The organism is Sphingomonas carotinifaciens, from assembly GCF_009789535.1.
GTDB classification, from domain to species: Bacteria; Pseudomonadota; Alphaproteobacteria; order Sphingomonadales; family Sphingomonadaceae; genus Sphingomonas; species Sphingomonas carotinifaciens.
This window is the reverse complement of sequence record NZ_WSUT01000005.1, coordinates 1,487,501-1,506,419: the sequence shown is the minus strand read 5'-3', so window position 1 is coordinate 1,506,419 and position 18,919 is coordinate 1,487,501. Positions and strand designations below refer to the sequence as shown.

At 63.7% G+C, this 18,919-nt stretch carries 14 protein-coding genes, 1 tRNA gene, 2 rRNA genes and 1 pseudogene (1 of these 18 only partly in view); 8 read left to right on the top strand and 10 right to left on the bottom strand.

Annotated elements, in window-relative coordinates:
* Positions 1-34: 34 nt before the first annotated feature.
* Positions 35-421 (bottom strand): type II toxin-antitoxin system VapC family toxin, encoded by a 387-nt coding sequence (locus tag GQR91_RS09155; RefSeq protein WP_149683558.1) that lies wholly within the window; start codon positions 419-421, stop codon positions 35-37.
* Complete coding sequence (locus tag GQR91_RS09150) at positions 418-663, bottom strand: AbrB/MazE/SpoVT family DNA-binding domain-containing protein (protein WP_022676113.1); 246 nt, start codon at positions 661-663, stop codon at positions 418-420. Before GQR91_RS09150 ends, GQR91_RS09155 begins: the two co-directional genes overlap by 4 nt.
* A gap of 270 nt (positions 664-933) precedes the next feature.
* Here GQR91_RS09150 and GQR91_RS09145 point away from each other — a divergent pair, with 270 nt between their 5' ends.
* The 3 genes and pseudogenes from GQR91_RS09145 (at position 934) to GQR91_RS09135 (ending at position 3,207) form a co-directional block, all read left to right on the top strand.
* Entirely contained in the window at positions 934-1,599 is a 666-nt protein-coding gene (locus GQR91_RS09145; protein ID WP_149683559.1) for a recombinase family protein, read from the top strand.
* A gap of 171 nt (positions 1,600-1,770) precedes the next feature.
* Positions 1,771-2,525 (top strand): annotated as a pseudogene (locus GQR91_RS09140) (IS5 family transposase); the annotation flags it as partial.
* A gap of 154 nt (positions 2,526-2,679) precedes the next feature.
* The gene (locus tag GQR91_RS09135) at positions 2,680-3,207 is read left to right on the top strand and encodes a hypothetical protein (protein ID WP_149683560.1); all 528 of its coding nucleotides are present in this window, start codon (positions 2,680-2,682) and stop codon (positions 3,205-3,207) included.
* Between the two features lie 86 nt (positions 3,208-3,293).
* Here the strand turns inward: GQR91_RS09135 and GQR91_RS09130 are convergent, their stop codons facing one another.
* From GQR91_RS09130 to GQR91_RS09110, 5 genes are all read right to left on the bottom strand, one after another.
* Positions 3,294-3,815, bottom strand: a complete 522-nt coding sequence (locus tag GQR91_RS09130; protein WP_149683561.1) for a hypothetical protein — start codon at positions 3,813-3,815, stop codon at positions 3,294-3,296.
* Positions 3,816-3,834: 19 nt separating this feature from the next.
* Positions 3,835-4,236 (bottom strand): hypothetical protein, encoded by a 402-nt coding sequence (locus GQR91_RS09125; RefSeq protein WP_149683562.1) that lies wholly within the window; start codon positions 4,234-4,236, stop codon positions 3,835-3,837.
* On the bottom strand, positions 4,233-4,874 hold the full coding sequence (locus GQR91_RS09120) for a hypothetical protein (RefSeq protein WP_149683563.1): 642 nt from the start codon (positions 4,872-4,874) through the stop codon (positions 4,233-4,235). The genes GQR91_RS09125 and GQR91_RS09120 overlap by 4 nt, the downstream gene beginning before the upstream one ends.
* Positions 4,871-5,398 (bottom strand): hypothetical protein, encoded by a 528-nt coding sequence (locus GQR91_RS09115; protein WP_149683564.1) that lies wholly within the window; start codon positions 5,396-5,398, stop codon positions 4,871-4,873. Before GQR91_RS09115 ends, GQR91_RS09120 begins: the two co-directional genes overlap by 4 nt.
* 549 nt (positions 5,399-5,947) lie before the next feature.
* A complete protein-coding gene (locus GQR91_RS09110) occupies positions 5,948-9,793 on the bottom strand; it encodes a MobA/MobL family protein (RefSeq protein WP_149683565.1) in 3,846 nt (1,281 codons plus the stop codon).
* 476 nt (positions 9,794-10,269) lie between these two features.
* On the opposite strand from GQR91_RS09110, the gene GQR91_RS09105 reads away from it, so the two are divergent.
* The 5 genes from GQR91_RS09105 (at position 10,270) to GQR91_RS19930 (ending at position 16,632) form a co-directional block, all read left to right on the top strand.
* The gene (locus tag GQR91_RS09105; RefSeq protein ID WP_149683566.1) at positions 10,270-11,220 is read left to right on the top strand and encodes a hypothetical protein; all 951 of its coding nucleotides are present in this window, start codon (positions 10,270-10,272) and stop codon (positions 11,218-11,220) included.
* 129 nt (positions 11,221-11,349) lie between these two features.
* Positions 11,350-12,660 (top strand): hypothetical protein, encoded by a 1,311-nt coding sequence (locus tag GQR91_RS09100; RefSeq protein ID WP_149683567.1) that lies wholly within the window; start codon positions 11,350-11,352, stop codon positions 12,658-12,660.
* A 384-nt stretch (positions 12,661-13,044) separates the two neighbouring features.
* Entirely contained in the window at positions 13,045-13,761 is a 717-nt protein-coding gene (locus GQR91_RS09095; protein WP_149683568.1) for a hypothetical protein, read from the top strand.
* Between the two features lie 5 nt (positions 13,762-13,766).
* The gene (locus GQR91_RS09090) at positions 13,767-14,591 is read left to right on the top strand and encodes a hypothetical protein (RefSeq protein WP_164727744.1); all 825 of its coding nucleotides are present in this window, start codon (positions 13,767-13,769) and stop codon (positions 14,589-14,591) included.
* Positions 14,592-14,964: 373 nt separating this feature from the next.
* Positions 14,965-16,632 (top strand): recombinase family protein, encoded by a 1,668-nt coding sequence (locus GQR91_RS19930; RefSeq protein ID WP_428842981.1) that lies wholly within the window; start codon positions 14,965-14,967, stop codon positions 16,630-16,632.
* Here the strand turns inward: GQR91_RS19930 and GQR91_RS09075 are convergent.
* The 3 genes from GQR91_RS09075 to GQR91_RS09065 form a co-directional block, all read right to left on the bottom strand.
* Positions 16,589-16,665, bottom strand: a tRNA-Met gene (locus tag GQR91_RS09075). The genes GQR91_RS19930 and GQR91_RS09075 overlap by 44 nt on opposite strands.
* Positions 16,666-16,746: 81 nt before the next feature.
* Positions 16,747-16,861: ribosomal RNA gene (gene rrf, locus GQR91_RS09070) — 5S ribosomal RNA — on the bottom strand.
* Positions 16,862-16,988: 127 nt separating this feature from the next.
* A 23S ribosomal RNA gene (locus GQR91_RS09065) occupies positions 16,989-18,919 on the bottom strand (it continues 929 nt past the right edge of the window).

Here is an 18,919-nt window from a genome sequence, read left to right as displayed (position 1 = left end):
CCTGCCCCCTCCCCTACCCTGCCACCATGTAAAGTCAGCGGATCGCGATAACCTTGACCTCGACGGCGTCGGCGATCTTCTTCCAGTTCTGGTCGCTGGTCCATGCGGGCAGACCGTCGCGCCGAGCGAGAGCCAGGCAGAAACGGTCACCAAGGCTAAGCCCCGCCTCGGCTGTTGCCGCCCGCAACCGCCCGGCAATCTGCGCGAGCGCCTTGTCGGCCGGCACCACAGTCAATGGCAGTGGATCGAGCATGGCATCCACTTCGCGCTCGGGCATGCCGGCATGGACGAAGTGGCTGACGACCTCGGCATAGTTGACGCTGCTCACGTGCGCTCCACCGATCTCGGCCGCGACCTTTGCTGCTCCGCGTTCGCCCTTGAGCATGGCAATGATCGCAGACGCATCCAGCACCACGCTCATTCGCCGCTCTCCTCGCGACGTCGGGCAAGAAAAGCGTCAACGGATGCGTCGGGGTTACCGCCGGTGTACTGCTTGGCCAGAGCTTGTGCTCGTGCCACCGCTTGGCTTGCCGTCCGCAACACCACCCCATCCTCGGTTTCATCCAGGTAGACCGCACCGCCCCCACTCAGACCAAGCCGCTTCCGGACGTCCGCCGGCAGGCTCATGCGCCCGTTGGGCGTGATGTTGATTTGCAAGGTCATATCGGCATGCCCGCCCTAAGTAGATTATGCTAGCGCAACGTAGCTGATGCGGCCGCCTATGACAACGATCTACGTTCCGTACCACTATCCAATTATAATGTCTCTAATAGCATTATGTGGCATGCCGGCAAAACCCTGCCAGACTGCCTGTTCCAACAGGTACCTTTTGGGTATACCTCTGAAAGACTGGAGCGCACTCAGTCTTTTTTCCGTCAAACGAGCGTTCAAAAAGGACTGGACATAACAAGACCGTTCATAAAAGACTGAAGCATGTTCGTCCGGGCTTATCTCCGCGCGTCAACCGCTGAACAGGACGCGACCCGCGCTCGCGCGGCGCTTGATGCGTTCGCCGCCTCACATGGGTTCCGGATCGCAGCGCGCTATGTCGAACACGAGAGCGGCACTCGGCTAGCCCGACCGGAGCTGTTTCGATTACTGGACGATTGCGGCCCGGGTGACGTGCTGCTGGTCGAGCAGGTCGACCGGCTTTCCCGCCTCAGCTCGGCCGATTGGAGCAAGTTGCGATCGGAGATCGAGGCCCGCCAGGTTCGGATCGTGTCGCTCGATCTGCCAACCTCCTGGAACCTGATCGCCACCCCTGACGACTTCACATCGCGAATGTTCGCGGCAGTAAATGCGATGATGCTTGATGTCCTCGCCGCAGTCGCTCGCAAGGACTATGATGATCGTCGGCGCCGGCAGGCCGAAGGCGTCAGCCGAGCTCGGACTGCAGGCCTTTATAAAGGCCGCGTTGAGAATACCGCCCGTAACGCCGCGATCGCACGGTCACTGAAAGACGGGCAGAGCTGGCGGGAAATCATGATGGGCACCGGCTGCAGCCGGACGTTGCTCGCCAAGATCGCTCGCCGCCTGAAGACCGAACGGATGGCCGACGCGAGCGCCAGTGATCCGAGCGCTGTCGAGGACGTCGCCTGAGCGCCAGCAATTCGAGCTTCCCCTGCCCTTCCACGTGGCCAAGCCGCCCTGCCCTAGCGTCGACGCCATCGCGAGCGACGTTTTCGCAAGGGCTTATTAAAAATTTACCTAGGGTCAGGACCCATTGATGTGAGCGTTGCGATCTGATTCAGGCTCCGCAAGGAGACCGGGATGAGCGACCTGTTTTGGCTGACGGACGAGCAGATGGAGCGGCTGCGGCCGTTCTTTCCCAAGAGCCATGGCAAGCCGCGCGTGGATGACAGGCGGGTGCTAAGCGGCATCGTGTTCGTCAACAAGAACGGGTTGCGCTGGCGAGATGCGCCCAAGGACTACGGCCCGCACAAGACGCTCTATAATCGGTGGAAGCGCTGGGGTGAGGCAGGCGTGTTCACGCGCATGATGGAGGGGCTGGCGGCGACAGGTGCCGAGCCTAAGACGGTCATGATCGACGCGACCTACCTGAAGGCGCACCGCACGGCCTCGAGCCTGCGGGTAAAAAAGGGGATCTTGGCCGCCTGATTGGGCGCACCAAGGGCGGCATGAACACCAAGCTCCACGCCGTTGCGGACGCGAACGGCCGGCCCCTGAGCTTTTTCATGACTGCCGGCCAGGTTAGCGACTACACCGGAGCGGCAGCGCTGCTCGACGACATGCCCAACGCGCAGTGGCTGCTCGGTGATCGCGGCTATGATGCCGACTGGTTCAGGGACGCTCTTCAGGCAAAGGGCATCCAGCCATGCATCCCGGGTCGGCGATCACGCAACGAGCCGATCAGGTATGACAAGCGCCGCTACCGGCGCCGCAGCCGCATCGAAATCATGTTCGGCCGCCTCAAGGATTGGCGGCGCGTCGCCACCCGCTACGATCGCTGCCCCACAGCCTTCTTTTCCGCCGTCGCCCTCGCTGCCACCGTCATCTTCTTGCTCCGATCAACGAGTCCTGACCCTAGAAAGAGATTTAACGCGCACAAAATATTTGGCAATCGTGTCGCAAAGGCTTGACGCGCCAAGTCAGCCGCACCCACATAAAGGAACATGTCAGTAGGGTTTCGCTCCTGCCAGAACGACGGAATGGCATGTCATGACGGAATGTAACGACAAAATGGGGTGGTCTACGTGGCTGCCGTGCCGACTGCACGGCGCAACCTCGCTGGTTGAAATTCGTCGGCCGGATGTTTTCCCTCCGTTCGGGACAATCTTCAAGATCTGGAATCAGCCGCTTCGCCTGGTCGGCATTGCGAAGGACCGGCTCGTCATTGCGCACGCAAGCTCGCCGTTCGGGCTGTTCCTGGTTCCCGATCTGGATGGCACGCCTGGCCTGATGACGGTATCCTATTTCACCGAACTGTCGCGCTCTGGCCAAGTGGAGGTCGAGAAGCCTTCGAACGCTCGGCCCCAAAAGGCCACCGATCCGGTACGACTGGCGGCTGAACGGCTCAGGACGGAGTGCGACATGCTCGATGCTGCCGGCGTTCGGAATGGCAGCAAAAGTATTGACATGTTTATTCATGCGAATTGGACTGCCGACTTGCGTTCCCGCTACGGCGAGCCGGACAACTGCCACACCATTCGGCGCTGGCGGTCGAAGCGCAAGCGCGAACTGACTTGATGCCACCGAAGCTATATGGATGCGAGCTCCTGGCGTCGAACTGATAATCTGTTCGACGTCTCGGTTCCGGCGTACAAACCCGGCTCTCACCTTATCACCAACGCCAACCATGCCTCAGCCCTGCTTCGGGCTTCAGCCAGCTCAACTGGCGTCGCCCACGGTGATGCACGCGCCATGACCGGGCTGCGCTGTAACAGATAAGCCGTGTCAGTCTGCATCTCGCCCGCGACCTCGTCCGCACCATCCACCGTCAGCCAGAGCTCGCCATCTTCGTGCAGCGCCGGTACGACAGGCAGCTGCCAGCGTGTTTGCGAGCGCCTCCACAACCCGAGTGCAAACGTAAGCTCTGGAGCGGCGGTGCTGATGATCAGGGCGTCTGAGCGTGCTTCGCGCATGGCGGCGTCTACGAGCCGTCGGGTAAATGGCAGCCCGGCAGTGGTCGGCACCAGCAAGAGCTGGGCGACATGGACGTAGAGATAGCCAGCGAACGGCGTGCTCAAGGTCGGGCCGACATGCTCGAATTGCCAGTCGGCCCGCTTCGCCAATGCAAGGGCGACCGAGAGCGCGCGCGCCGATGCAGCCCACCGTGCGGCAGGGTTAGGGGTCATGATGATATTTCCTTTTTCGTTACGAGTAGCGGTCGGCGACGCGCCACATCCTGATCTTCTGGACTGGCATTCCGCCCGCGACTTTGCGGAGAAGGTGGAGATCGCTCAGCCCCGGTTTTGCACGGAGCTGCTCGGCAATGCTGGCGCCGTCCAGCAGCTCGAGCGGGCGCTCGAGCGCGGCACCGATGGCAACGGTGTCATACCCGCAGCGCAGCTCGACCCGGATCAGCACGTTAAGCAGGAGCGACACATGCTCGTGCCGGTCGGGCGCAACAGCATCGAAGACGTTGTAGCCATCTCGCAGATGCCCGACCTGATCGGCGTTGAGCCCGAGGGGTGAAGTCACCAGCTGCAGATCGAGTCGATAGGCATGGACAAGTCGACCGATCTCAGCGACTTCCCGGCGACAGCGTGCGTTCATGCCGGTTGCTCGCTTCCTTGCGCGAGGAGCGCGCGGAATCGATCGTGCACCATGTTCCAGACGCGGTCGCCCATCAGCGCGGGCACGTAGCTGCCGAACCCCGCCCAAGGCTCGATGCGACGCGGTCCTGCCACCAGCAGGTGAAGGTGCGGATCGTTGCTGCGTGCGGCATGGCCGGGAACGTGCTGGACGAGCAGCACTGCGACAGCGTGATCGCGCGCGAACTCGACCGCGATCTGCCGACCGAGCTCCCACTGCCGATGCAGCCGGTCCGGACGCCAGGTGAGCGTCACATAGGTGAGCAGCGCCTTGCCGTCGGCCGGGTGCTCGGCATCTACGGCCTCGAACAGCGAGCGGGGGTCCCCCAGCCTGTCATCGGCCCAGTGCGGCAAGATCACCTCGGCACGGTGCGCAACCAGCGTCCAGTCGTCGGGGCTCGCGCCGACAACTGGATTGATCTTGCTGAGCGCAAACGCCGCGGCGCTGTTGGCGACGTTCTGGTGGAGCGAGCGCAAGGTGCCGGCCATGCACCGCAGACCCTCCTGCCCGGCCGGAAGGCCGAGCAGGTTGAGATGAGTGTGCGGATTGGCGGGGTCACGCACATGCCCCTCGTTGATGAGCACTGGCCTTGCGATCACCGGACCTCTCCTGGCACAGGCATGAGGCTGGCGAGTTCACCGCCTGCCCGGATGATCCCGGCGGTTCGCTGCGCCATGGTCTGGTAGGGCGGGACCAGCTCAAGAACGAAGCCTTCGTTGCTGACCGAGACCATCGGACCGAACGCCGGCGGCACTAGCCAAAGCGCGCCGTCACGCGACACCCACGGCTCCAGTTCGTTCATCGACCACGGATCGGCGCCGGGCAGGAGCCCGAGCGACAGATCGACCGAAGACCGAACAATATCCTCGTCGACTGTGGCGACACGGACGAGGACGACGTCATAGCGCTGCTCTGCCGCCAGGCTGGCGACGGCGTTGCGGAAGAGCGGGCTGGGCGTGGTCGTCACGGTGAGCACCGCGCCGCGCTCCTCGACATAGATTGTCGCATCGGGCAGTGCAGCTTCCAGCGTGCAGGCGTAGCTATCGCTGATGTCGAGCGCGTTCAGCAGATAGCCGAGCACGGCCGACTCCAGATCGAACGTCGGCAGGATGATGGTGGACATGTAGGAACCTTGAGACTTGATGGTCCGGTGCCGGTCGGCGCGGGACAAGCCCTTCTTTGCGATTTCACCTCGCTTCAGAGCTCAAGCTCTTCCCCCTCAGCCATTCCCCTTCGATAAACGCGGCCGTGCACGCCGCGCTGCCGCTCGCTGCCGCGGTGCGGCACCGGTGCGATCGACAGACACGCACCGACCTTCCGGCCGGCGAGCTCGGCACGCACGCTCGCGCACGACCCATCGTGCAACCGCCTGCCACGCGCAGCGATCGATGTGATGGGCGCTGTCCCAGACCGTGATGGGGCGCGTCGCACCGGCGACGTCGAGGTGGCAGTTTTCGGTCACATGCATGACCACCGCCAGTGTCGCGGAATTCATTGGCCTGGCGGCAATCCACTGGCCGATCACCGCTGCGGCTACCAGCAGCAGGGCCGCCGGCGCCGCCCATGATCGGTATCCTAGCCATCGCATCTTGCTTCTCCCGACAACTTGTCAGGAGCCCATCCCCTACCCTCCGGCTGCAATGCCGCCCCGACGGGGCATCCAGCAGGCGTGTCAGCGACCCTTGGAAGAATGTTTCGACAGTGCCGCCAGAGCCTCAAGCGACCCGACGTCGCCCTGTTCCTCGGCCGCCCGGCGCCGCGCCTCGATGCGGCCTGGGTCATCGGGCCGGGCTTTCCGGCTGGGCGACAATCGCTCCCGCGCCTGCTTACGCCAATATCCTACGCTGTCGGCGATGACCCGGCGGATGTCGGGATCGCTACCGGCAGCGCGCAAGGCCGCGAACAGGCGCGCGTCCCATCCTGCGGCCGTCAGGATCTTTGCGATGTGCGGATCACCCGTGCCGAGCCCTTTCAGCACGGCTTGTGGCAAGGCCTTACTGCGGCCGGTGGTCAACGTCGTGCGCAATTGCTCGCGCATCGTCATCCATCGCTCGGCATAGAGGCGCTGGAGTTGTTCGGCATCCAGCATTGCCGCTCGCCTCAGCACTTCAACATCGTCAGGTACTGCCTGGTCGACCACGAGAACGAAGCAACGACCCCGTCCCGTCTCATCATCAATGATGACGCGGCGCAGTGGCAGGAACGACAACGCGCACAGATCGGCACTGACCGACTGAATGTCGGCGACTGAGGGATGCGGGGGTTGGCTTTCCGTCGCGTCGATGATGACCTCACCCGTCACGCCACCAGCCGTCGTTCGATCATGACCACGCCGACTTGTATCGGCGTTGCCATGCCTGCCCGCTCCCAATGCATGATCGGCACGCAAGATCGCATTGCGGGACCGTGCGCTGCTCAGTGCGGGCACACCACGCAGCGCGCCTGCGGCCGCCAGTAACCCGACCGCTGTCAGCGACGTCGGTCCACTTTCATCCTTGCTCCTGATCCGGGCCGCCAGAGCCAACAGCGAGGACCGGCTGAAAGGCTTGAGCGAGTGCTGCACCACATGATCCGGCAAGATTGGGTTGTCCAGTGGTGCCCCAAGGATGGCGGTAGCGCCGGATACCGGTGCCTCCGGCACCAGGTTTGGCCGAGGCGCCCCTGTATCCACCGGCTGCGCTGCCGCGTCAGCGTCCGTCTGCTCGGTCGCAGAGTTGGCGCGTGCGCCGGCAAGCGAACGGACCGATTCGGCAACGGCAACAGGACGAGACTGCTGCAAGGCCGTAGTGGATGAAGCAGGCCCGACCGCCTGCTTGCCTTCGCCTGGCGGATTGGGGACTTGCGCGGCGACGGGCAACCACTCGGTTGGCCGGTCGCCGTGCAGGGGCGCGCCGGCGGTCTGACGATCATCGTCGCCTGGACTCATTGGCTTTACCGGTGCAATGCTGCTTTCGGGCGGAGGTGCTGTCGAGAGGACCGTAGCTGCCACAGGGGTAGCGCTGAGGAGCGAGGGCACCTTGATGCGACCCGAAGCAACCGTCGCTGGTGCGGCCACGTTGGCGACCTCGGATACTGGCGAGTCCTGTACGGCACCAACCCGACTGGTCCGATGGCTTGGTCGATCAGCGCCCGCTCCGCCGCTTTGCATGGTGATCGCGGCGCGCTTCGCGGCGTTCCGTTCGCTTGCGGCAAGCCTAGCCTCGTGCGCGCGTAGTGCTGCCACGAACGTCGGGTGATCGCGAAAGCGCCGGTACGAATTTGCGACCGCAACGATCTCCCGGCCCTCGCCAGGCCGACGTGCTTCTATCAAAGCCGCGATACCGTACCGCCCCATGTACGCGATCGGCCGCTGTACGCTTCGCTGCTGATGCGCCGCCATGCTCGCCAGCGCTGCATCGACGCGAGCCGCGTGCCGCGGATCGCGTAGCACCGCCATATCGAGCGGGCCGGCGCCCGTGACCACTGTCTTGCCACCCTGCTGAACAAGATGAACAAGCGGCCAGCCGGACCGCGCCGCTTCCTCCTGTGCACTGGACGACATATAATCGAGCAGCGCGTCCAAGTGGCGGGGGCCTGACAGAGGGTCGGGATAGCGGGCGAGCGGCAGGACAGAGCCAGCGCGCCAGACGGCCCCGGCCCGTCGCTTCGCGATCTCGTCGATCGCCTGGGCTTGGGCATCGTGGAGGTCATGCTCGGCCCGAATGACTCGCTGACGATATCTCTCGACCTCATCCGTCCAGGGTTCGAGCGCTTCGGCGATTTCGGAAAGGTGCCGAGCGGCCATCTGGTGGCGTGCGCGAACGAAGCGCTCGTTGCGCAGATCGTCTCGGCGCGCCTGGCCCGTTTCGATGGCCGCGATGATCTGCGCGGTTCCAGCCAGGAGGCGCCGCGCCGCCGACTCCGCTTCTGCGCGTTCGAGGTCGATCCGATCGAGCGCCGCACGCCCATCCAACACCTCATCCGACAAGGCACGGCAGCGATCTCGTAGCCGCAGCAACACAGCGTCGCTGCCGCTGCTCGGCAAGCTGTCATGGTCGAGACTTGCCTGAATTCGCTGGATGAGGTTGCCATGCTCGTACGCGCGCGTCGATTGCTCGCGTTCGCGCCTTCGGTGTGAGGCGCTCCACGACGAGAACGCATTCTCCCGATCGACAGCGACGTGCACGCCCGCAGCCACCAGCCGTGCGGCAGCCGTTCCGAGATGCTTCTCCGGTGTCTTGTCGATCCCCATCTCCAGGTACGTCCGGGGATCGTAGCGGCGCTGGCGGCCGCGCGTCGCAAGCCGCGCATTGACATGCACGGCGTGGCGCGCGCGCAGCGTCTTCATGTCGGCCTTTGCGGCCTGCAGATGGTGCAGCCGGGCGCGCTCTTCGGCACTGACGGCGCCCAGCAGGAGCGCGATCTCACCGGGACGGAGCTTGGCGGGCTGGCCGTGCGCCGGACCAAACCGCCACCGACCGTCCTGTTCTTGCGTACAGCGGCCTGGATACCAGATCATGTGAAGGTGCAAATTTCGGCAATCGTTGCTCGCATCCGGCGCGTGCACCACGATGGTGTAGCGTACCCCAATCACGTCCAGATCCCCCGCCAGCCCCGCAACGATCGCCGCAGCGTCCGCGGCGTCACACTCGGCCGGCAACTCGGCGGCGAACTGCGCCTGTGTGCGTCCACCCCGAAGCCGAGGATAGTGGATCAGGCGATCGCGTCGGGTGGCGCCGTACCGCTCCCCGAGGGCAATCGCCCATTCTATCGACGCCTCGTCTTCCAGCTTGATGACACTGCGCTGGCGAGGCCTTCGCTTCCGCTCCTCCTGCACTTGCATGGCGGCAGCAAGGCGCTCTGCGACGATCTGGCTGGCGACGCTTGCCACCGCTTCCGGCATGGTCGGATTGGAGGCGATTGCCTGCCAGTCGTCGACGGTACCGCGCTGGTGGAAGAGCTCGACCCGCTGCATGCCCGGTGATCTCTCCGCCGCCCAGGCTTGCTGCCAGAACGCTTCGCGCTCGCGGGCAACGTCGCTGATATTCGACCTCACCAGCACCGCGCGAGAAGGCCCATGCACGCTGGCACCGCGCTCTTGCTCCGGCACCTTGGGTGCCTCCAGATAGCGGTCGAACGCTGCCGCTCGGTCGTCGCGCCGCGGTTCGTCGCTGACGTAACGCTCGAACCTGACAGCCGGATCGGGCGCGCTACCTGACGCACCCCGTTTACCCGCCGCAGCGCGGCGGTCCGGCATCGCGGAACGCGCGTCTTTGCTCAGCCAGGTGCCCGCGAAATGGTAGCTGGTGGCCCCCGTGGCACTGCGCGGCCGGCCGTCCAGCGGCGCGGGTATCCGCAAGTCGATCGGCTCGCGCCAGCGATCTCGTACGAGTGTGCGTGTTCGGCCCGAGCTCTCCTCCGGTCGGACCGCGCGACCGAACCGGATCGTACCCGTCAGCTCCTCTTCCTCCAGCCGCGCCCGGAAGCGCCGAAGCGCTGCGCTGGCATGCACGAGGTCGGACGGGACAGGCACGAGCATCGGGCTCCGGAGGATGGCGATGGCAACGATTCTGGTCCGGAAACGACGAACTGGGAAGCCCCCCGACGTGCATCTCGAGCCTGCCTTTCACTACCTTCCGGAGGCAATGCCGAAGGACCCCACCCCGGCCTCTCGGGGTGGACCGGACGAAGCGTCATGCAGGCTCGCTCGACGCATGGCGCAGCGAGGTTGCCGCCCTCCCCCCTTTGCGACCGCCAAGTGGATCGGCCTGCCGATACCAGTTTGCACTATTGCGCAACTTTTCCCTTCTGCTGCCTTCCGACGCGTCCGCGCACACGTGCGGACGCCCGCCTGTGCCTGCAGGCGCACGTGTGCGCGCTCCTTGTGCACGTGTACGTCCGCGGGCGCGCACGCGACCCATCCAGATTCCAGGTTACCCATCTCGCCGCCGCGCGGGCGGGCCACGCTTCGACATCGGATCTCCGATGGTCGGGGCCGCTCGGGAGTGTGGTGACATGGATAACGCAGGACACGGCTTCGCACCCGAAGTGCGTCACGCACTGGCGGCTTTGATGGCGCGCATCGGCCAGCAGGCAAGCGACGATCCGCGCTCGGTCGTGCGGGCCGCCGAGCTGTTCGAGGGCACGCGCCGCGGCGACGAGCTGCACCGTCTGCTGCTCGATCTCGTGCCCGCAGATATCGATCCTGGTCAGTGGCATGACTGGCTGGATGGCGGAGCTGCAGTGCACGTGCCCCCCCGGCTGGTCGACCCCGATCAGGGGCGCAAGCCGGGCGCACGCGGCGCGCATGCCTCGGCGGCACGGCGACGGGAGGAGGCAGCACGCGCGCTGGCGCTGCTCGAGGACAAGGTCGCGCACGCTCGTGCCCTGCTCGCCGACGCGGAGGTCGCGGAGCAGGCAGCAGCCAGCCACCTGCGGCAGGTCGTCGCCCACCGCGTCCTGACCGACATCAGCCGGCAGCTCGCAGGCGCCTTCAGCATGGGACCGGCCTGGACGGTGATGCGGGCGGTAAGTGGCTACATTCGCGATGATCATGCCTTAGGTGAGGGCATGGACGAGCAAGCTCGTGCGCATGTGCAATCGCTGCTCGATACCGCTTCCAAGGACAGCACGGAAATGCTCGACCTGCTCGACCTTCATGCCGGCGACACGCTGCTCGAGTTGCGTCTGCGCGCTGCAGTCCTAAGCGTCCTGCGCAAACATCATGAGCCGGTGAAGCAGGAGCTTTCCGAGCGAAATTACGACCACAGGAAGTTAAGCCCCGCGGCCCGGCGCGTTCACCGCAAGACGGCAGAGCGCAAGGCCGCGATCCGGCCGAGCCCCGGCATCGTGAGCGATCGGCATGACGTACTTGGCGGCTTTCCGCTGCGCCACCAAGACGACAAGGAAGAGCAGACGTTAGACGTGTTCCAAGCAGCCGCTGCAGCCGAGGAGGAGCCCTTCTGATCTTCGTCGCCGACACGTGGGCAGTATGAGGCCAGGGTCCGGTACGAGTCAGGGGCATAAGGGGGGGATTGCTGCTCGCAGCGATCCATTCCAGGCTCGACCGGGTCATCCGTCCAGGAGATTACACCTGTGCCCCGTCATCCCAAAACTGCTCGTCTCGACAGCGCATGGCGGGTGCCCGGACATGGGCTGCGGGACATTCTCAATCTCCTGGACACCCCCGCTGCCCGGGCAGCGATCCTCGACACCGCACCGCCAATGGTGACCGGCATCCTGACCGGTCAAAGCGGTGCACCCGCTCGGTTCCACGTCGCGCTTGACCGACTGCATGGCACCGGCGACGACAAGACGGGGATCGTACAGTTGCTCGACGGCTCGCTGGATGATCCGGCCGCGCTCTGCGATGCCACGCTGCTGGGCGACCTCATCATTCCCGAAGGCTATGAGCCGACGCCCGAGCTCGGCGATTGGGTGAGCTCAAATTTGCCGCCCAGCCTTGCCACTGATCTGGGCATTGACCCGGTCGAGCATGCCGCATCGCTCCGGATGCTGCGCGGATCGGATCGGGAAAGCTGGTCGCTGCTGGTGGGCGGGCGCCTGGGCACGGCGGCCTGTCTGGACAGATCCTTTCATGGGTGCTCGGTCGAGGCAAGCGACCGGATCATCCGTACGCAGGCGCTGCTCTTCTACGTGATCGCCACCAGGATGCGCGCCGCGCTGATCCGACGCTGGACGACCCGCCCGATGACCGAAGCCATCCGCTATGAAATGGACTGGCAGTATCGCGGTCGTATGATGATGACCGCGTTGGTGGCGCCCGCGCGGCAGATTGAGGCGGTCTGGAACGAGGCAGTCGCTCGCCCCGAGCACGACCGATTGGCCGGATCGTTTCTCGCCAATCCCAACCTGATCGGGCTTGCCGAAGCGGTGCAGCGGCGCGTGCCACTCCTGGCCGGGCGCCGCGCGTTCCCCGACGCCGCGCGGTTGATGCAGCAGCATCTCGCATCGCCGCTGCGAACGCTCGCGGCCGTGACGCCGGAGCAGACACGGGACGCCGGGCTTGGCATGCAGGACTTCGTGGAAGCGCGGCTTGGTGTCCCGGCGCCACACGCGACCGTGATCCTGGCCGCCGCGCTGCTGAGTGCGCCGCGCCATATCGATGCTACGATCGAAGCGGCGCGTGCGCGCGTGCCTCTGCCCGCCGTCCCGGATCCGATCCGCGACCATAAGCCAGGTCGGCGAGCACTAACCCGGACCACCCAGTTGCTGCGGCTGCAGGGTCGGACTGATCGTCATGCCCAATCCTATGGGAACGGCGATGTCGACGATGCCGCCGGGCGCAAGATGGTGAGGAAAGCCCTCGACGGATTTGCGCACCGGCACCCTGCCCACGCCATCCATGCCCTCAGGATAGACCCTGCCTGGTGGACAGGTCGCTAGATCGCAGACTTCAGGACGTACTGGCGACACTGACATCTCTCGAGCCGCAGATGACGGGTCGACGGCGGTATCGACATCAATCCGTTCGATCGTCGGGGCTGCCCCAGCGTCCACTCGGCGGTGACAGGAAGCCGGTTTCATTTTTGACGTATCCAAACGCGACTCGGCAACCGGACGCCATCAGTCACGATGGCTTCTGACGTCGGTACCCTCAGCCACCATCAAGGCATCGAAGCCAAAATAATACGCCGAGCCCATGATCAGAGCGGCGGCGCGGACAAACTGATCCTCGCTCATGGCAAACTGATCCGCTCTATCGTTTGGATCAGAAGCCACGTCTGCACATCTCGTCAAAACATGACAACGAGATGGAAGGACATGCCAATGCCGAAGAAGAGCAGCAGGGAGATCACCGTCGCCGACGCCCCCCGGTCCTTGACCCGGACGATGGCGGGCGGCGGTGAACTCGTCCAGGTCGATGCGGTTTTCCACGTGCCGGCGGTGCATCCCGCCGGATCGGGGCCGTGGAGCGAGGAGGCGGACAAGATCAGCTGGACCGACATGCCCACCGGCTACGGCTGCATCATGCGCCGTTCGCCGCTCGGCAAGCATCTCGCCGGATACGTGTCGGTCCCGCCCGGTCATCCGTTGTTCGGTCGCGGCACCGGTTCCCTCGATGATCTCCTCATCGGCGTGCACGGCGGCATCGACTACGCCGCCGCCTGTCGGGCCTCCGAACCGGAAGAGGTGTCGATCTGCCATCCGTCCGGCCGGGAGGAGCGAGAACGCATCGTATCGCGATCGTCCCGGCAGACGGTGTACGAGAACGAGGCTGCAAAGGCCCATGCCGATGCATGGTGGTTCGGCTTCTCCTGCAATCAGATCGGCGATGTTCTGCCGGAAGCGAGCTACGGCCACCAGAAGAGACAGGAGCGGCTCATCGGTGGCACGGATCCCGTCTACAGGACCGAAGCCTACGTCTACCGCGAATGCGTCCGCCTCGCCGCCCAGCTGAAGGCCATCGAGGAAGGACGCGATCCGCGCGATGCGGATCCCGGCCCGTCGGCGTCCAGCCACGATCCCTACCGGACGAGAGGGTGAGGATCATGGACATCGATCCCGAACTGCCGTGGGGGCACTGGCATCGCATCGAAGGCAGATCGACCGGCTCGGTCTTCGTCGACGACGCGACGGGCGAGACGTGGCCATCGCTGCGTGCCGCGCTGTGGTGCGGCCGCCTCGGCATGCCCACCCAAAACGGCGAGCCGCCGGCCGAAGTGCTCGAACTCGTCCACGCCGTACTCGCCGCCACCGTGCGAAGGGAGCCCGGATACCGTCAGCAGCTCGCCGATCTATTCGAAGGCAATCGGCTGTTCCAGCGCATGTTCCACCTCTGGCTCGCATCGACGGGTCTGGCGGTTCCCGCGCGGAATGGTGAAGGCGTGGGTGGACTCACGCCTGAAGGCTGGTCGGTGCTGCACATGCTGGCAGCTACCCGGCCCTACGATGTCCGCCGCAACCGGCCGTCCGCTGCGACGATCGCGATGCTCCGCGAACTCGGTCTCGGACCGCAGGACCGGGAAGCGCGGTTCGAACGGCTGGAACAGGAGGCTCGTCGCTGGGATGCCGCCTTCCTCCGTAGCGACGAGGCGGGCAGACCGACCATCGTGCTCGCCAAACGTAGCGATGGTCCGGTGCCGGTCCTGCAGACGGTATGGACGCTTGGGTTCTCGACCAGGAACCAGCGTGACGGCTTCTACGACTGGCTCTGTCGGCACCTCGACCGCTGGCAGGCCTGGGGTGATCTCGCAAGCCAATACGACTCGACCAAGCTGACGCACAAGCTCCTCGCGGTGATGGCGGAATCGATCGCAGAGCGTGACGATCAGGCACCGCCAGTCACCTGGCCCCGGCTCGACGAGACGATCTGATCCAGGAAAGAGGCGATGACCGCATCGCCCGATATGCAGACCACCGGCTCCGGCGAAGGCATAATGCGATTCGCGCGCCCTCTACGAGCCGGTCGGTCGGACGTACCTCTTACCGAGGCCGCAAGGCCGGGATCGCCGGTGTATGTGTCGGTCCGTGATTGTTTGATTCCGCGTTACCCACCTTGGAATCGACCATGCCGTCCACGTTGCCTGCATGGACTCCAATGCTCCCTCATCCGGTCACAGATCAAATATGGCAGCGCCGCCGGGCACGGACAGCCTGCAAGCCCTTGTTCGGCTCCTCGCTAGCCAGGCAGCGCGTACCCATCATCGTGCCATGCAGAACCCCGACGAATTGGAGCGCTAAAGCGCCATGCTGATGAAAACGCCGCCCCGCATCGCCTTATATGGACGCCATTCGACGGCGATGCAGAGCACCACATCGAGTGCGGACCAGACGGCGTCGTGCATGAAGCTGGTCGACTATCTCGGCGGCACCGTAGCTGCCACATACCTGGATCCGGAGCAGTCTGGCTATCGGCGCGATCGCCCCGGTTTGCAGAAGCTGCTGCGCGACGTCGAGGTGGGCGCCATCGATATGGTGGTGTGCGAGGCACTCGATCGACTGGCGCGAGACGCGGAGGATGTCGCGTTCTTGGGCAAGAAGCTCATGTACCACCGTGTCGCACTCCACACGGTGTCGGAAGGCCATGTCGATGAGATCAAGTTCGCCGTTGCCGGTCTTTTGGGTGCGATTTTTCTGAAGCACCTCGTCGACAAAACGGTCCGCGGCATGGAGTCGGCCGTGCTTGCGGGGCGCTTCGCTGGCGGACGGGCCTATGGCTACAGGCGTGCCATCCGGCTCGACGCCCAAGGCGAGATCATTCGTGGACTGCTCGAGATCGACGAGCAACAAGCCACTGTCGTCCGCCGCATCTTCAGCGAGTTTGCCGCTGGCGGCTCTTCCATTCAAATCGCCACGCGTCTTAATACCGACGGGATTCCCGGACCACGTGGTGGCCCATGGAACGCATCGACTATCCGTGGCGACCAGAAGAAGGCAACCGGCATCCTCAACAACCCGCTCTATGTCGGCCGGCTGGTGTGGGGGCGACGTCAATGGCGTCGCAATCCCGACAGCGAGAAGCGCGAGCGCCGCTACCGGCTGCGCGACCGTGCAGAATGGGTAGAGGTCGCCGTGCCCGGACAGCGCATCATTTCGGATGCGCTATGGGAGAGCGTCCGTCAGCAGATCGAGTGCCGTCGCCGTGTCGACGTCCAAGTGCCGGTTGCCCGCCAGAACCGCAAGAAGCACCTCCTTTCGGGGCTCATCCGCTGCAGCTGCTGCGGCTCTGGCTACACGATCTCAGGCAAGGACTATTACCGCTGCGCCGGGCAGAAGGAGCGCGGCACATGCTCGAACCGACTGTCGGTCCGCAAAGGCACGCTGGAAGCCGCGACGCTCGCCATATTCCAGCATCATCTGCTCACCGAGGAACACGCCCGGCTTTTTGCCGACGAGTTTGCGCGTGAGATGGTACGCCTGAACCAGGCAACGAGCGTCCAGGACCATGCGTCTCAGGATCGACTGGCGGTCGTCACGCGCGAAATCGACAATCTCGTGGCAAACATGCTTAACGGCGTTGCCAGCCCGACGTTGGTCAAGCTGCTAGCGGACCGTGAGAGCGAAAAGGCTTCGCTGGAGGCCGGACTGGCCCAGCGAAGCCGGACCAACCTGACAGTACCGGTTCTCCCATACCCGACGCTGATGCGGCTGTTTGAGGAAAAGGTCGGCAAGCTGCGCGAGACACTGGACGATGAACGCATCCGCGGCGAAGCCGCCAGGATCCTGTCGACGCTTATCGAGAGCGTGACGATCTATCCCAACGAACCCGGTGGTCCGGAAGCGGAAGTGGTGGCGAAGGTATCGGATTTGCTGGGCTGGGCGACAAACACCGACGCCGCCCGTGAGGGCGACGTGTGGTGTTCTATAGCGGTGGTTGCGGGGACAGGATTTGAACCTGTGACCTTCAGGTTATGAGCCTGACGAGCTACCGGGCTGCTCCACCCCGCGGTGGTGAGGTTTTGTTCTTGCGCTGTGTGGCGCAAGGGGGATGTGAATGGGTTCTTTGTGTGCATGTTCGCGGGCTTCAATGCCTGGCGACGACCTACTCTTCCATCGCTTGAGCGATAGTACCATTGGCGCGGTCGGGTTTCACGGCCGAGTTCGGGATGGGATCGGGTGGGACACCGACGCTATGGCCACCAGGCAATGGAGCCTGCGAGCATGCGGTTGTGTTGGGATGAAATCGATGCACCTTGGAAGTTTTATCTGGCTGAGAGTTATTTCCATCCACCCGTTCATCTAGCCCAGGGCTGATGGTGGGGGTGTGGAGCTCTCAAGCGCGACCAGAGCAATTAGGACCGGTTAGCTCCATGCGTTACCGCACTTCCACATCCGGCCTATCGAGGTCGTGGTCTTCGACCGCTCTTGATGAAATCTTATCTCGAGGGAGGCTTCCCGCTTAGATGCTTTCAGCGGTTATCCCGTCCGTACATAGCTACCCTGCTGCGCCGTTGGCACGACGACAGGTACACCAGAGGTACGTTCAACCCGGTCCTCTCGTACTAGGGTCAACTCCTCTCAAATTTCGACGCCCACGGCAGATAGGGACCAAACTGTCTCGCGACGTTCTGAACCCAGCTCACGTACCACTTTAATTGGCGAACAGCCAAACCCTTGGGACCTGCTCCAGCCCCAGGATGTGATGAGCCGACATCGAGGTGCCAAACAACCCCGTCGATATGAGCTCTTGGGGGTTATCAGCCTGTTATCCCCGGCGTACCTTTTATCCGTTGAGCGATGGCCCTTCCACGAGGGACCACCGGATCACTATGACCGACTTTCGTCTCTGCTCGACTTGTCAGTCTCGCAGTCAGGCTGGCTTATGCCATTGCACTCTAACAGCCGGTTTCCAACCGGCCTGAGCCAACCTTCGCGCGCCTCCGTTACTCTTTAGGAGGCGACCGCCCCAGTCAAACTACCCGCCACAGAGGGTCCCTGTACCGGTTTCACGGTACGAGGTTAGACAGTAGACAACAACAGGGTGGTATTTCACCTATGGCTCCACATCAGCTGGCGCCGATGCTTCAAAGCCTCCCACCTATGCTACACAGTTCTTGTCCACTGCCACTCTGAAGCTGCAGTAAAGGTGCACGGGGTCTTTCCGTCTAACCGCGGGTACTCCGCATCTTCACGGAGAATTCAATTTCGCTGAGCATGTCCTGGAGACAGTGGGGAAGTCGTTACGCCATTCGTGCAGGTCGGAACTTACCCGACAAGGAATTTCGCTACCTTAGGACCGTTATAGTTACGGCCGCCGTTTACCTGGGCTTCATTTCAGAGCTTGCACTCCTCCACTTAACCTTCAGGCACCGGGCAGGCGTCAGGCCCTATACGTCGTCTTGAAGCCGACTTAGCAGAGCCCTGTGTTTTTGCTAAACAGTCGCTACCCCCTGGCCTGTGCCCCCCACAAAAGCTTGCGCTCATGTGGGGCCTCCTTCTTCCGAAGGTACGGAGGCAATTTGCCGAGTTCCTTCAGGACACTTCTCTCAAGCGCCTTGGTATACTCTACCTGACCACCTGTGTCGGTTTCGGGTACGGTCTATACGGTGGGGCTATTTCCCGGGACAGTTTCGAAGCACGGCCAATCCGTTAAGGCCGTACAACACACACCATCCGTCACACACCACCAGGCCCACGAATATTAACGTGGTTCCCATCGACTACCCCCTTCGGGCTCGTCTTAGGGGCCGGCTCACCCTGCGCGGATTAGCCTTGCGCAGGAACCCTTGGTCTTTCGGCGAGAGGGCATCTCACCCTCTTTATCGCTACTCATGTCTGCATTCGCACTTCCGATACCTCCACGACCCATTACCAGATCGCTTCACAGGCCTACGGAACGCTCCGCTACCGCGTGATCAAAGATCACACCCTAAGCTTCGGTGCACGTCTTGAGCCCCGTTACATCTTCGCCGCAGAAACCCTTGTTTAGACCAGTGAGCTGTTACGCTTTCTTTAAAGGATGGCTGCTTCTAAGCCAACCTCCTGGTTGTTTTGGGATTTCCACATGCTTTCCCACTTAGACGTGACTTGGGGACCTTAGCTGTAGGTCAGGGCTGTTTCCCTTTTGACGACGGACCTTAGCACCCGCCGTCTGTCTCCCGAGTATCACTCATAGGTATTCGGAGTTTGGTTAGTGTTGGTAGATCTCGCGACCCCCGCAACCATCCAGTGCTCTACCCCCTATGGTGTCCGCTCGAGGCAC

What these genes read in the sequence shown, in the direction of transcription:
- GQR91_RS09155 (WP_149683558.1), bottom strand. Translation starts at nt 421, where the DNA reads ATGAGCGTGGTGCTGGATGCGTCTGCGATCATTGCCATGCTCAAGGGC.
- GQR91_RS09150 (WP_022676113.1), bottom strand. Translation starts at nt 663, where the DNA reads ATGACCTTGCAAATCAACATCACGCCCAACGGGCGCATGAGCCTGCCG.
- GQR91_RS09145 (WP_149683559.1), top strand. Translation starts at nt 934, where the DNA reads ATGTTCGTCCGGGCTTATCTCCGCGCGTCAACCGCTGAACAGGACGCG.
- GQR91_RS09135 (WP_149683560.1), top strand. Translation starts at nt 2,680, where the DNA reads ATGACGGAATGTAACGACAAAATGGGGTGGTCTACGTGGCTGCCGTGC.
- GQR91_RS09130 (WP_149683561.1), bottom strand. Translation starts at nt 3,815, where the DNA reads ATGACCCCTAACCCTGCCGCACGGTGGGCTGCATCGGCGCGCGCGCTC.
- GQR91_RS09125 (WP_149683562.1), bottom strand. Translation starts at nt 4,236, where the DNA reads ATGAACGCACGCTGTCGCCGGGAAGTCGCTGAGATCGGTCGACTTGTC.
- GQR91_RS09115 (WP_149683564.1), bottom strand. Translation starts at nt 5,398, where the DNA reads ATGTCCACCATCATCCTGCCGACGTTCGATCTGGAGTCGGCCGTGCTC.
- GQR91_RS09110 (WP_149683565.1), bottom strand. Translation starts at nt 9,793, where the DNA reads ATGCTCGTGCCTGTCCCGTCCGACCTCGTGCATGCCAGCGCAGCGCTT.
- GQR91_RS09105 (WP_149683566.1), top strand. Translation starts at nt 10,270, where the DNA reads ATGGATAACGCAGGACACGGCTTCGCACCCGAAGTGCGTCACGCACTG.
- GQR91_RS09095 (WP_149683568.1), top strand. Translation starts at nt 13,045, where the DNA reads ATGCCGAAGAAGAGCAGCAGGGAGATCACCGTCGCCGACGCCCCCCGG.
- GQR91_RS09090 (WP_164727744.1), top strand. Translation starts at nt 13,767, where the DNA reads ATGGACATCGATCCCGAACTGCCGTGGGGGCACTGGCATCGCATCGAA.
- GQR91_RS19930 (WP_428842981.1), top strand. Translation starts at nt 14,965, where the DNA reads ATGCTGATGAAAACGCCGCCCCGCATCGCCTTATATGGACGCCATTCG.